Origin of the sequence: Janthinobacterium saanense, assembly GCF_014200675.1 — a bacterium.
Taxonomy (GTDB): domain Bacteria; phylum Pseudomonadota; class Gammaproteobacteria; order Burkholderiales; family Burkholderiaceae_D; genus Janthinobacterium.
In genome coordinates, this window is sequence record NZ_JACHCI010000030.1 from 40,638 (window position 1) to 52,804 (window position 12,167).

Annotated in this window: 10 protein-coding genes; all 10 read right to left on the reverse strand. The window is 61.4% G+C overall.

Annotation, left to right across the window (positions count from 1 at the left end):
- Nucleotide 1: 1 nt before the first annotated feature.
- Genes murG through mraZ form a run of 10 tightly spaced genes read right to left on the reverse strand, consistent with a single transcriptional unit; the run spans nucleotide 2 to nucleotide 11,489 of the window.
- Nucleotides 2-1,057 (reverse strand): undecaprenyldiphospho-muramoylpentapeptide beta-N-acetylglucosaminyltransferase, encoded by a 1,056-nt coding sequence (gene murG / locus HDE72_RS26235; RefSeq protein ID WP_183748267.1) that lies wholly within the window; start codon nucleotides 1,055-1,057, stop codon nucleotides 2-4.
- A 44-nt stretch (nucleotides 1,058-1,101) separates the two neighbouring features.
- A complete protein-coding gene (ftsW, locus tag HDE72_RS26240; RefSeq protein WP_183748248.1) occupies nucleotides 1,102-2,313 on the reverse strand; it encodes a putative lipid II flippase FtsW in 1,212 nt (403 codons plus the stop codon).
- The gene (murD, locus tag HDE72_RS26245; RefSeq protein ID WP_183748269.1) at nucleotides 2,313-3,872 is read right to left on the reverse strand and encodes a UDP-N-acetylmuramoyl-L-alanine--D-glutamate ligase; all 1,560 of its coding nucleotides are present in this window, start codon (nucleotides 3,870-3,872) and stop codon (nucleotides 2,313-2,315) included. The genes ftsW and murD overlap by 1 nt, the downstream gene beginning before the upstream one ends.
- 17 nt (nucleotides 3,873-3,889) lie before the next feature.
- On the reverse strand, nucleotides 3,890-5,065 hold the full coding sequence (gene mraY, locus HDE72_RS26250) for a phospho-N-acetylmuramoyl-pentapeptide-transferase (RefSeq protein ID WP_183748250.1): 1,176 nt from the start codon (nucleotides 5,063-5,065) through the stop codon (nucleotides 3,890-3,892).
- 2 nt (nucleotides 5,066-5,067) lie between these two features.
- Nucleotides 5,068-6,504: a UDP-N-acetylmuramoyl-tripeptide--D-alanyl-D-alanine ligase gene (locus HDE72_RS26255; RefSeq protein ID WP_183748271.1), complete on the reverse strand. Its 1,437-nt coding sequence runs from the start codon at nucleotides 6,502-6,504 to the stop codon at nucleotides 5,068-5,070.
- 2 nt (nucleotides 6,505-6,506) lie between these two features.
- On the reverse strand, nucleotides 6,507-8,021 hold the full coding sequence (locus HDE72_RS26260) for a UDP-N-acetylmuramoyl-L-alanyl-D-glutamate--2,6-diaminopimelate ligase (RefSeq protein ID WP_183748252.1): 1,515 nt from the start codon (nucleotides 8,019-8,021) through the stop codon (nucleotides 6,507-6,509).
- An 8-nt stretch (nucleotides 8,022-8,029) separates the two neighbouring features.
- Nucleotides 8,030-9,808, reverse strand: a complete 1,779-nt coding sequence (locus HDE72_RS26265) for a peptidoglycan D,D-transpeptidase FtsI family protein (RefSeq protein WP_183748254.1) — start codon at nucleotides 9,806-9,808, stop codon at nucleotides 8,030-8,032.
- Nucleotides 9,808-10,077, reverse strand: a complete 270-nt coding sequence (gene ftsL, locus HDE72_RS26270) for a cell division protein FtsL (RefSeq protein ID WP_183748256.1) — start codon at nucleotides 10,075-10,077, stop codon at nucleotides 9,808-9,810. The genes HDE72_RS26265 and ftsL overlap by 1 nt, the downstream gene beginning before the upstream one ends.
- Nucleotides 10,074-11,051, reverse strand: a complete 978-nt coding sequence (gene rsmH, locus HDE72_RS26275; protein ID WP_183748257.1) for a 16S rRNA (cytosine(1402)-N(4))-methyltransferase RsmH — start codon at nucleotides 11,049-11,051, stop codon at nucleotides 10,074-10,076. The genes ftsL and rsmH overlap by 4 nt, the downstream gene beginning before the upstream one ends.
- A 9-nt stretch (nucleotides 11,052-11,060) precedes the next feature.
- Nucleotides 11,061-11,489: a division/cell wall cluster transcriptional repressor MraZ gene (gene mraZ, locus HDE72_RS26280; RefSeq protein ID WP_183748259.1), complete on the reverse strand. Its 429-nt coding sequence runs from the start codon at nucleotides 11,487-11,489 to the stop codon at nucleotides 11,061-11,063.
- Between the last annotated feature and the right edge of the window lie 678 nt (nucleotides 11,490-12,167).

Genomic DNA, 12,167 nt, shown 5'->3' on the forward strand with positions numbered 1-12,167 from the left:
CTCATGCCAATTTTTCCAATACGTTTGCGATCGCCGCATTGGCGTCGCGCTTGCCTGCTGCCAGTGCCGCCTGCGCCATCTGCTGGCAGGCGTCGCGGCCCAGCGACGCCAGCAAAGCGCTCAGCGACGCTGCACTCATTTCATGTTGCGGCAAATGAATCGCCGCACCCTGCTTTGCCATCCATTGGGCGTTATTGCGCTGATGGCTGGTGGTCGACGCCACTAGCGGCACCAGCACGCTGGCCACGCCGGCGGCCGTCAATTCCGACAGGGTGATCGCGCCTGCGCGGCAAATCACTACATCGGCTTCGGCATAGGCCCTGGCCATGTCGTCGATAAAGTCGACCACATAGGCGCTCACGCCTGCCTCGGCATACGCTGCGCGCAAGGCATCGATATTCTTTTTGCCCGACTGGTGCGTCACCTGCGGACGTTCGCCTTCCGGCATCAGCGCCAGCGCGGCGGGCAAGCTGTCGTTCAGCGCTTTGGCGCCCAGGCTGCCGCCCACCACCAGGATGCGCAGCGGGCCGCTGCGGCCAGCGTAACGTTCGGCCGGCGGCGCCATGTCGAGGATTTCCTGGCGCACGGGATTGCCTGTGACGACAGCCTTGCCGGCAGCAGCGCCGAAATCGGCAGGAAAGCCGAAGCATACGCGCTGCGCCAGGGGAGCGAGCGTCTTGTTGGACAAGAGCAGCGCCGCATCGGCATTCACCAGCACCAGCGGCACGCCCTTCAGGCGCGCCATCAGGCCGCCCGGCACCGTCACATAACCGCCCATGCCCATCACCACGTCCGGCTTGCGGGCCGAAATAAAACGGCGGATGGCGAAGAAACTGGCCAACATCTTGAAGCCGCCCTGGATGGTGTGCACCAGGCCCTTGCCGCGCATGCCGGAAAAGGCGATGGCATCCATCGGGATGCCGCTCTTGGGCACCAGCTCCTGCTCCATGCCGTGCGTAGTCCCCAGCCAGCTCACTTCCCAGCCGCGCGCGCGCATCGTCTGCGCAATCGCCAGGCCAGGGAAAATATGGCCGCCGGTACCGGCCGCCATGATCATCAGTTTTTTCGCGGGTTTCAAATTCGTCACAGTCTTTACGTCAGTCATAGCCGGCCTCCGCGCATCAGGATCCGGTTTTCATAATCGATGCGCAGCAAAATCGCCAGGCCGATACAGTTGATCAGCACACCCGTGCCGCCATAACTCATCAAAGGCAAGGTCAGGCCTTTGGTTGGCAACAGGCCCAGGTTCACGCCCATATTGATAAACGTCTGCACGCCGATCCAGATGGCGATGCCCTTGGCGGTCAGGCCGGCAAAGGTCTGGTCGATGGCGATCGCCTGGCGGCCGATGTCGAAGGCGCGCTTGATGATCCAGTAAAACATGCCGATCACGATCAGCACGCCGACCAGGCCCAGTTCTTCGCCGATCACGGCCAGCAAAAAGTCGGTATGCGCTTCGGGCAGGTAATGCAGCTTTTCCACGCTGCCACCCAGGCCTACGCCGAATATCTCACCACGGCCGAAGGCGATCAGCGAGTGCGTCAGCTGATATGCCTTGTTCAGCGCATTGTCTTCCTGCCACGGATCGAGATAAGCAAAAAACCGCTCACGGCGGAATTTCGACAAGGCGATGATGGTCACGAAAATCGCCGTCAGCATGGCGCCGATGCCGCCGAACCAGATGGCGTTCACGCCGCCCAGGAACAGAATGCCCATGGCGATGCAGACGATCACGCCGAAAGCGCCCAGATCGGGTTCCATCAGCAGCAGCAAGCCGACAAAGCTGACCGCCAGCGCCATCGGCATGAAGCCCTTGGTCAGCTTGTGCATGTATTCCTGCTTGCGCACCGTGTAATCGGCCGCGTACAGCACCATCACCACCTTCATCAGTTCGGACGGCTGCGGGCGCAAACCCGGTAAATTCAACCAGCGGCGGCCGCCGTTGACGGACACGCCCAGGCCCGGCACCAGCACCATTACCAGCAGCACCAGGGTGCCGATGAACAGCCAGGGCGCCATTTTTTGCCAGGTCGAGACGCGGATGCGGAACACCAGTGCGCTGACGACTACCGAAATGGCGATGAACAGGGCCTGGCGGACGACAAAATAATTGTTGGTATAGGCAGCGAACTTGCGCGCATCGGACAGCGAGATCGAGGCCGAATACACCATCACCATGCCCAGCAACATCAGCAGCAGCACCACCCACACCAGCGGCTTGTCGTACTCCATCATCTTCGACTGCCGCGCGCGGCTATCGAGCGGCTTGCCAGCCGATGGGGTACCGAAACCGAAAGGCAGCTGGAAGGCCATCAGATATCCTGTCCGTTTTCCAGGGCGATGTCGCGCACGGCGTCGACAAACACCTGTGCGCGATGCGCATAGTTCTTGAACATGTCCAGGCTGGCGCACGCTGGCGACAGCAGGACTGCATCATGGGCTTGCGCCAGTGCGCTGGCGCGCTTGACCGCCTCTGGCAAGGTGACGCAATCAAACAGCTCCACGCCGGCCGGCTCCAGGGCCGCGCGCAAGGCCGGTGCATCGCGGCCGATCAGCACCACGGCGCGCACATAGCGCGACACGGGTTCAGCCAACGGCGAGAAATCCTGGCCCTTGCCATCGCCGCCGGCGATCAGCACCAGCCGCTGCTCTGCACCGCCGAAGGCCTTGCCCAGGCCGTACAGGGCAGCCACCGTGGCGCCCACGTTGGTGCCCTTGCTGTCATCGTAGTATTCGACGTCATTGACGGCCGTGATCAGTTCCACGCGGTGCGGCTCGCCCTGGTATTCACGCACCCCATGCAGCAACGGCGCGAATGGCAGGCCGATGGCGCGGCACAGGGCCAGCGCCGCCAGCGCGTTCGAGGCATTGTGCTGGCCGCGGATTTTCAGCGCGTCGGCCGGCATCAGTTTTTTCGCCAGGGTAGGCACCGGTTCCGGCGCCGGATCATTCTTGCGGCGTTTTTTCTCGATCACTTCTTCGCTGGGCACGGCTTGCGACAGCCAGAAAATGCCGCGCTCATTGACCAGGCCAAAGCTGTCGGCCTCCACCGGCTCGCCCGTGCCGAAAGTGACCGTCTCGCCCAGTGGATCGGCCATGCGCATGACCGCTGCATCGTCGCGGTTCAGCACGCGCACGGTATCGGTGCCAAAGATGCGCGCCTTGTCCTGGCCGTAGGCAGCCATGTCGCCATGCCAGTCCAAGTGATCCTGCGACAGGTTCAGCACAGTAGCCGCATCGGCTTGCAGGCTGAAGGTGGTGTGCAGCTGGAAGCTGGACAACTCCAGCACCCATGCTTGCGGCAAGGTGCTGGCGGCCGGTTCGGCAGGCTCGGCGCCCTCTTCTTCCACCACTGCTACTGGCGCCGGCTCGGCGTCGAGCACCTCGCGCAGCACATCCAGTGCGGCCGGGCTGATATTGCCGGCCACGCGCACCGACAAGCCCGCGCGTTCGCACAGCAGGCCCACCAGGCTGGTGACCGTGGTCTTGCCATTGGTGCCCGTGATGGCGATGACTTTCGGCGCGTAGCCGCGTTGCGCTTTCAGCGCTGCCAGCGCTTGCGCGAACAGTTCGATCTCGCCCCATACGGGGATGTTTTTCTCTGCAGCGGCTGGCGCGATCTCCGCCAGTTCGCGCTGCGGCGCCAAGCCGGGGCTGACGGCGACAAAGTCCACGCCATCGAGCAAATCAGCGCTGAAGGGACCCGCAAAAAATTGCGCCTGCGGCACGGCCGCCTGCAACGCGCCCAGGCGCTCGGGCGCCTGGCGCGTGTCGGCCACGCGCACGGCAGCGCCGCTGCGGGCCAGCCACAGGGCCATCGCCAGTCCCGACTCTCCGAGACCGAGCACCAGTGCAGTTTTAGCGTCGTACATCTTCACGGCGGCATCCATTAACGCAGCTTCAAAGTAGTCAGTCCCAGCAGGACCAACATCATGGTGATGATCCAGAAACGCACAACCACTTGCGTCTCTTTCCAGCCTTTTTGTTCAAAATGGTGGTGCAAGGGCGCCATCAGGAAAACGCGGCGGCCCACGCCATAACGCTTCTTGGTGTACTTGAACCAGACCACCTGGATGATCACAGACAAGGTTTCGACCACGAAGATGCCACCCATGATGAACAGCACAATTTCCTGGCGTACGATCACAGCGATGGTGCCCAGGGCGCCGCCCAGGGCCAGCGCGCCCACGTCGCCCATGAAGACTTTGGCGGGGTGCGTGTTATACCAGAGGAAGGCCAGGCCGGAACCAGCCAGCGCGCCGCAGAAAATCACCAGTTCGCCGGCGCCCGGAATGTGCGGAATGAACAGGTAGCGCGCATAGGTCGCGTTGCCGGTCAAATAGGCGAACAGGCCCAGAGCCGTACCCACCATCACGGTCGGCATGATGGCCAGACCATCGAGACCATCGGTGAAATTGACAGCATTGCTGGTGCCGACGATGACGCAATAAGTCAAAGCAATGAAGCCCCACACGCCCAGCGGATAGCTGATGGTTTTAAAGAAGGGCACGATCAGGTCGGCCTTCGGCGGCAAGTCCATCGCAAAGCCCGACTGCACCCAGGCGTAGATCAGATTCCATACCTGGCCTGCGTTCGGCTCGGAGATCGAAACGGAAAACGCCAGGTAAAAGGCGGCGACGATGCCGATCAGCGACTGCCAGAAGTATTTTTCGCGCGAGCGCATGCCTTCAGGGTCTTGATGCACCACCTTGCGGTAGTCATCGGCCCAGCCAACGGCGCCAAAGCCCAGGGTGACAATCAGCACGGGCCAGATGAAACGGTTCGACAGATCGGCCCACAGCAGGGTGGAAACACCGATGGCGATCAGGATCAGCACACCGCCCATGGTCGGCGTGCCGTGTTTTTTCAGATGCGTTTGCGGACCATCGGTACGCACGGCCTGGCCGACCTTCATGCGGGTCAGCATGCGGATCACGGCCGGACCGGCGCACAGGCCGATCAGGATGGCCGTCAGGGTCGCGAACACGGCGCGGAACGTGATGAAGTTAAAGACCCGCAGCGGGCCAATAGTGTCCTGGAAATACTGAGCGAGCCAGAGCAGCATGATTAGTGAGCTTCCTTGTTACTGTTATTTGAACCAATCAAATGCTGCACGGCCCGTTCCATCCTCATGAAACGGGAGCCCTTGATTAATACTGTTGCATCCGAGCGGCCAGCCAGATGCGCATCGAGCGCCGCCAGCAAACCGTCGAACTGTTCGAAATACTCCACGACCGTGCCCGAGTCCAGGCTTGCGCCGGCCTTGACCGCATTGACTGCATAGCGCGTCAAGCCGCCCGTCGCCAGCACATGTTCTATGCCTTTGGCGGCCGCGTAGGCGCCGATCTCTTCGTGGAACTGCTGCCCCTGCGTACCGACTTCGCCCATCTCGCCAAGTACCAGGATGCGTGGTGCGGCGCTGGCCGCCAATACATCGATGGCCGCCCGCACCGAATCCGGATTGGCGTTATACGTGTCATCGATGATGGTGGCGCCATTGGCCGCGCGTTTTTTCTGCAGGCGTCCCGCCACTGGCGCGAACGCTTCCAGGCCCTGCTTGATCTGTTCAAGGCTGATGCCGGCGCCGATGGCGCATGCCGCCGCCGCCAGCGCATTGCGCACATTGTGCTCGCCTGCCGCCTGCAGGGCGACGAAGAACTGGCGCACGCCGCCATCCTCGTCACGCACGCTGATGAACAAGTCGCTGCCAAAGTCTTCTGCTGCGCGATGCGTGCAGCTCACGTCCGCCTCTTTGACCAGGCCAAAGCTGATCACGCGGCGCGCGCCGGCCAGCGCGCGCCACAGCGGCGTAAATTCGTCGCCGTGCGGGAAGACCGCCACGCCGTCCACCGCCAAGGCTGACAACGCGGCGCCATTCTCGCGCGCCACCGCTTCCACGGTATGCATGAATTCCTGGTGCTCACGCTGGGCGTTGTTCACCATCGCCAGGGTAGGCGCGGCAATCGCTGCCAGGCGGCCGATTTCGCCGGCGTGGTTCATGCCCATTTCAATCACGGCCGCCTGGTGGCTGCCATCGAGGCGGAACAGGGTCAGCGGCACGCCGATTTCATTATTCAGATTACCGCGCGTGGCCAGGCGGCCTTCCTCGCCAAAGGCGGCCGCCAGGATAGAAGAAATCATCTCCTTGACGGTGGTCTTGCCATTGCTGCCGGTGACGCCGATCACGGGCAGGCTGAAACGGCGGCGCCAGGCGTTGGCGATGCGGCCCAGCGCCACCAGCGTATCGGCCACCACGATGGCCGGCACTTTGCTGCTGTCCCAGCCCTCCGGCAAATGCTCGACCACCACTGCGGCCACGCCCTTGTCTGCGACTTGTGTCAAGAAATCGTGGGCGTCAAAACTCTCACCGCGCAGGGCAACAAACAGCGAACCGACAGGCGCGCTGCGGCTATCGGTCGACACGCCGGCAAACGCGCGGCCGGCATCGCCCGTCAGGCGGGCGCCGTCCAGCGATGGCAGCAATTCGGATAGGGTAGCGTGCATCATCAATTCGTCCTCATCATGGTCAGGCGCGCCGACAGGGCCAGCTGCGCATGGTCGGCATCCGAGAACGGCAGTTTCTTGCCCTTGATTTCCTGGTACGGTTCATGGCCCTTGCCTGCCAACAGGATCACGTCCGGCTTGGCGGCATGCTTGATGGCCGACAGAATGGCGGCAGCGCGGTCTTCAATCGCTTGCGGCTGCGGGCCTTCGCTACGCATGCCGGCCACGATCTGGCTGATGATGGCGTGCGGGTCTTCGCTGCGCGGATTGTCGCTGGTGACCAGCACATGGTCGGCCAGCTGGGCAATGGCGCCCATTTGCGGACGCTTGCCCGGATCGCGGTCGCCGCCGCAGCCAAACACGCACCACAACTCGCCACCGCGCTCCTGCGCTACTTGCCGCAAGGCTGCCAGTGTTTTTTCCAGTGCGTCGGGCGTATGGGCGTAGTCGATCACCACCGTCGGCGCTTCCTGACCGCCCACCTGCTGCATGCGGCCGGGGGCCGGCAGCAAGGATTCGATGCCGTCGATAGCCGCGCGCAAACCGGTGCCGTGCGCCAGCAAGGCGCCCAGCACGGCCAGTGCATTGCTGATATTGAAGTGGCCGATCAGCTGCGTCTTGACCAGCGCCACGCCCAGTGGGCATTCCAGGTGGAAGTCGGTGCCGGCGTTACGGCTGCGGAACTGGCTGGCGCGCAGTGTCAGCACGCCCGGCAGGTCCGGTACCAGCGCAGCGTCTTGCAGGGTGTAGCCAATCACGGGAATCTCGCCCGTCAGCTTGCCCGCCACGTGCCCCGCCAAACGCAAACCCATGGCGTCGTCGAGGTTGATCACGGCCGTCTTCAGGCCCGGCCAGTCGAACAGCTTGACCTTGGCCGCCTCGTAGGCTGCCATGTCACCATGGTAGTCCAGGTGGTCGCGCGTCAGATTGGTAAACATCGCCACATCGAAATGCATGCCGGCCGCGCGCTGCTGGTCCAGGCCGATCGACGATACTTCAATCGCCACCGCCTGCGCGCCGGCGTCGCGCATGGCCGCCAGTTTGCGCGCCAGCAGCACGGCGTCTGGCGTGGTGTAGCCGGTCACGTCAAATTCGATTTCGCCGCGCGGCTTGCACAGGCCGACGCCCAGGGTGCCGATCACGGACGACGTCTCGCCCAGATGCGCGAGCGCCTGCGCCAGCCACAGTGCGCAGGAGGTTTTTCCATTCGTACCCGTCACGCCGGCGCTGAACATGGCGCTGTCGGGCATGCCGTACACCGCATGCGCGATGGGGCCGGCCTGGGTTTTCAGGCCGGCCACGGCCAGTTGCGGCACGTCCCAGCTGGCATCCCAGGCAAAGCCGGCATCGTCATACACGATGGCGGCCGCGCCCTGGGCGATGGCGGCTTGAATAAAATGCGTCGCGCCTGCATAGGCGAAAAACACGTCGCCGCGCTGTACGCGGCGCGAGTCGGATGTCAGCTGCCCCGAGGGCGCAGCTGCCTTGATCCACAAACTGATGTCTTGTATGGTCATGAGTGACTTCACATGGCCTCCGGACCGCCATTGGCGGGGACCACGATTTCGGTAACGGAAGAATCGGGCGGCACGTTCGCTGCGCGCAGCGCGTTGGTCGCAATCGCCGCGAACGCAGGGGCGGCAACCTGGCCGCCGTAATGGTAAAGGCCCGTCGGTTCATCGATCATCACCGCAATGATGAAGCGCGGCGCCGACAATGGCGCCAGACCAACGAAGGAACCGATATATTTGCGCGGCATCGCGTACTTGCCGTTTTCAACCTTGTAAGCTGTCCCCGTCTTGCCGCCCACGCGGTAGCCGGCGACCTGCGCCCGCTTGGCCGAACCATGCGGGCCCGACACCACCAGTTCGAGCATGGCGCGCATGTCGGCGGCGGTTTGCGGCTTGATGATTTGCTGGCCTACCGGCGCTTCGGTGACCTTCTGGAACGACAGCGGAATCGTGTCGCCATTACGCGCAAACATCATGTAGGCGCGTGCCAGCTGGATCAGCGAGACCGAGATGCCGTTACCGTAGCTCATGGTCGCCTGTTCCACCGGACGCCACGATTTATACGGACGCACGCGGCCTGCCACGGCGCCGGGGAAACCCCATTTCGGCTGCTGGCCGAAGCCCACCTTGGTAAACATTTCCCACATATCTTGCGCCGGCATGCTCAGCGCGATCTTCGAAGCGCCGATATTGGACGACATTTCAATCACTTCCGAGGCGCTGATGACGCCATGCGCCGAGGTGTCGGTAATGGTGCGGTCGGCAATCGTGTAACGGCCCTTGCCCGTGTCGATCAGGGTGGTCGGCTTGATACGGCCCTCGTCGAGCGCCAGCGCCACCGTGAACGGCTTCAGGGTCGAACCCGGCTCGAAGGTATCGGTCATCACGCGGTTACGCAATTGCTGGCCGGTCAGGGTGCGCCTGTCATTCGGGTCGTAGCTGGGGTAGTTGGCCAGAGCCAGCACTTCGCCCGTATGCACGTCCAGCACCACGGCGCCGCCCGCCTTGGCGTTGAATTTTTGTACCGCTTCTTTCAGCTGCGTGTAGGCGATGTACTGTATCTTGCTGTCGACCGACAGGGTCAGGTCCTTGCCATCGTGCGGTTCGTGGATAAAACCGATGTCTTCGACGATATGGCCCAGGCGGTCCTTGATCACGCGGCGGCTGCCATCGCTGCCCGCCAGGGTTTTCTGCTGCGCCAGTTCCATGCTTTCCTGGCCCACGTCTTCCACATTGGTGAAGCCGACCAGATGGGTCATGACTTCGCCCTGCGGATAATAGCGCTTGTATTCCTTGCGCTCGTCGATACCGCCGATGCGCAGTTTGGCGATCTTGTCGGCCACGTCCATCTCGACCTGGCGCTTCAGGTACACAAAGCTGCGGTCGGAATCTAGCTTCTTGCGCAATTCCGTGACGTTCATTTCCAGCAAGGCAGCGAGCGCATTGATTTTTTCAGGTGGCGCCTGCAGCACATCCTCAGGAATCGCCCAGATGGCTTTTACCGGCACGGACGACGCCAGTACCTGGCCATTGCGGTCGGTGATCTTGCCGCGCGTGGCCGGCAAATCGAGGGTGCGCTCATAGCGGGCGGCGCCCTGCTTTTGCAGGAACTGCGTCGATACGCCCTGCAGCCACATGGCGCGCGCGCCCAGGCCGACGAAGGAGAAGAACAGCAGGAACAGCACGACGCGCGAACGCCATACGGGCAGGCGTACCGCCAGTACAGGGTTCTTCGAGAATGGCACGCCTTTCGACGCTGCCACCCGGCCGTTGCTGTTACCACCCAACTTCATTACTCGCCCTCCGTCAGATATTGCGTGCGCGACGCCGTCAGCGGCGTCATGCTCAGGTCGCGCCGTGCAATCGCTTCGATACGTTCATGCTTGCCCAAGGTGGACTGGTCCAGCTGCAGCTGCGCCCAGTCGATGTCAAGCTGGCGCGACAACTGCTGCGCGCGGTCCAGGTCGATCAGCAAATGGCGCGACTGGTACTGCGCATTCACATGCGACAGGCCGCATACGACCAGCAGGGCCGACAGCACGACGCACAGCTTGCCAGTCATCGCGCGCCATCCTTGGCAGCTGCGGCCAGCGGCAATCGCTGCGCCACGCGCATCACGGCCGAACGCGAACGCGGATTGGCTTCAATCTCGGCGCCGGACGGCTTCATCTTCGAAATCAGCTTCATTTCAGGCTGCGGCAAGTCCACTGCGCGGATCGGCAGGCGGCGGTCAGGCTGCTCCACGTTCGCCTTCGAGGCGAAAAAGCGCTTGACCATGCGGTCTTCCAGCGAGTGAAAGCTGATCACGGCCATGCGCGCGCCGGGCGCCAGGCTGGCATACGCCTGGTTCAAGCCGATCTCGAGATCCTCGAGCTCTTTGTTAATGAAAATGCGTATGGCCTGAAAGGTGCGGGTAGCGGGGTCCTTACCCTTCTCGCGGGTCTTGACGGCGCCTGCCACGATGCTGGCAAGCTGTCGTGTGCTTGAAATTGGCTGGACTGCCCGGCCAGCAACAATCGCCTTTGCAATCTGAAAAGCAAACCGTTCTTCCCCATAATCGCGTATCACCTTTTCTAAATTCTGCTCGGTTTCCACGGCCAGCCACTCGGCTGCGGAAATGCCGCGCGTGGTATCCATGCGCATGTCCAGCGGTCCGTCGTTGCGGAAGCTGAAACCGCGCGCCGCATCGTCGACCTGCGGCGAAGAGATGCCCAGGTCGAGCAGGATGCCGTCCACCTGCTGCACGCCATGCGCGGCCAGGCTGGCCGTCATGGTGGCAAAGCTGTCATGGACGATTTCAAAACGCGGGTCGGCTATCTGTTCGGCGGTGGCGATGGCTTGCAAGTCCTTGTCGAAGCCGATCAGGCGTGCGTCGCTGGCCAGACGCGACAGGATCAAGCGGCTGTGGCCACCGCGGCCAAACGTGCCATCGACATAAATGCCGTGCGCGCGGTCGCCCGACAGGTCGAGCGCATCGACCGCTTCATCGAGCAGCACCGTGCGATGCTGAAATTCCGGCACCGTGAGTAGTGTCATTACGGAGCCTTAGAAAGAAAAATTGGAAAGTACATCGGGTGTGCCGCCGGCGATGGCCTGCTGTTCTTGCTCGGCCAGTCGGGCGGCGTCCCATATTTCAAAGTGGCTGCCCATGCCCATCATCATCACTTCGCGCGACAAGCCTACGGCGTTGCGCAATTCAGGCGAGATCAGCACGCGGCCAGCCGAGTCCAGCTCGACGTCAACGGCGTTGCCAAGGAAGATGCGCTGCCAGGCGCGCGCCGACATGGGCCAGGCGGCGATTTGCTGGCGGTGGCTTTCCCACACGGGACGGGGGAAAAACAGCAGGCAGCCATCGGGGTGTTTGGTCAGGGTCAGACGGCCTTCGCATTGTATCGACAGCGCGTCACGGTGCTTGGCGGGGATAGACATCCTGCCTTTGGCATCGAGATTGATTGCGGACGCGCCTTGAAACACGGAAGACCTTTTTGAGCTTGGTTTGCGACACCGTCGTATCGCGCTGCAGAGGGAAAAATTCCCACAAAAACACACTTTTTCACACAGTTGCCCACTTTAGAGTAAGCAAAGATAGTGGTCAAGCGGTTTCCGATTGGCAAAACAGGAATTTTGTTAATGAAATTAAGGACTTAGCGCATATCGTTGAAGGAGTCTCAAATAAAAATATATCGATAAATTAGATACTTATGGAAGATACTGAATGTGCTACCTCATCTGCACACATGTGTTTTCCTACTATAAAGATCGAAAAAAGCGAAATCAAAAAATTGAAATTTTTACAGTTAGTTGATACATGACAATATTTTCCAGATTCGGGCACAAGCGTAAATCCAGCACCGAAAAGTCATGATTAACAGATAATTTTTCAGCCACTTCCACTCACAGCCCAGTCATTCTCCGGGCTGGACGCAGTGCTGGAAATTTATTTTGCATTGCAGCAATTAATTAAATATTAGAAACTTTAACCTATTATCCATTTTAGTTGTCTATACAACTTATTTGTAAATGGTGTTTATTTGAAAATAAAAAAAGCCCCATTGCGGTAATGCCGTTCAGTTAAGACTGAACGGCATTTTTATTTGGGTCTTGTAAACGGCAAGTTCAGCTGTTAACCTGCCGAGCATGCTCGATGACCCT

What these genes read in the sequence shown, in the direction of transcription:
- ftsL (WP_183748256.1), bottom strand. Translation starts at nt 10,077, where the DNA reads ATGACTGGCAAGCTGTGCGTCGTGCTGTCGGCCCTGCTGGTCGTATGC.
- HDE72_RS26265 (WP_183748254.1), bottom strand. Translation starts at nt 9,808, where the DNA reads ATGAAGTTGGGTGGTAACAGCAACGGCCGGGTGGCAGCGTCGAAAGGC.
- murD (WP_183748269.1), bottom strand. Translation starts at nt 3,872, where the DNA reads ATGTACGACGCTAAAACTGCACTGGTGCTCGGTCTCGGAGAGTCGGGA.
- HDE72_RS26260 (WP_183748252.1), bottom strand. Translation starts at nt 8,021, where the DNA reads ATGACCATACAAGACATCAGTTTGTGGATCAAGGCAGCTGCGCCCTCG.
- murG (WP_183748267.1), bottom strand. Translation starts at nt 1,057, where the DNA reads ATGATCATGGCGGCCGGTACCGGCGGCCATATTTTCCCTGGCCTGGCG.
- rsmH (WP_183748257.1), bottom strand. Translation starts at nt 11,051, where the DNA reads ATGACACTACTCACGGTGCCGGAATTTCAGCATCGCACGGTGCTGCTC.
- ftsW (WP_183748248.1), bottom strand. Translation starts at nt 2,313, where the DNA reads ATGGCCTTCCAGCTGCCTTTCGGTTTCGGTACCCCATCGGCTGGCAAG.
- mraY (WP_183748250.1), bottom strand. Translation starts at nt 5,065, where the DNA reads ATGCTGCTCTGGCTCGCTCAGTATTTCCAGGACACTATTGGCCCGCTG.
- HDE72_RS26255 (WP_183748271.1), bottom strand. Translation starts at nt 6,504, where the DNA reads ATGCACGCTACCCTATCCGAATTGCTGCCATCGCTGGACGGCGCCCGC.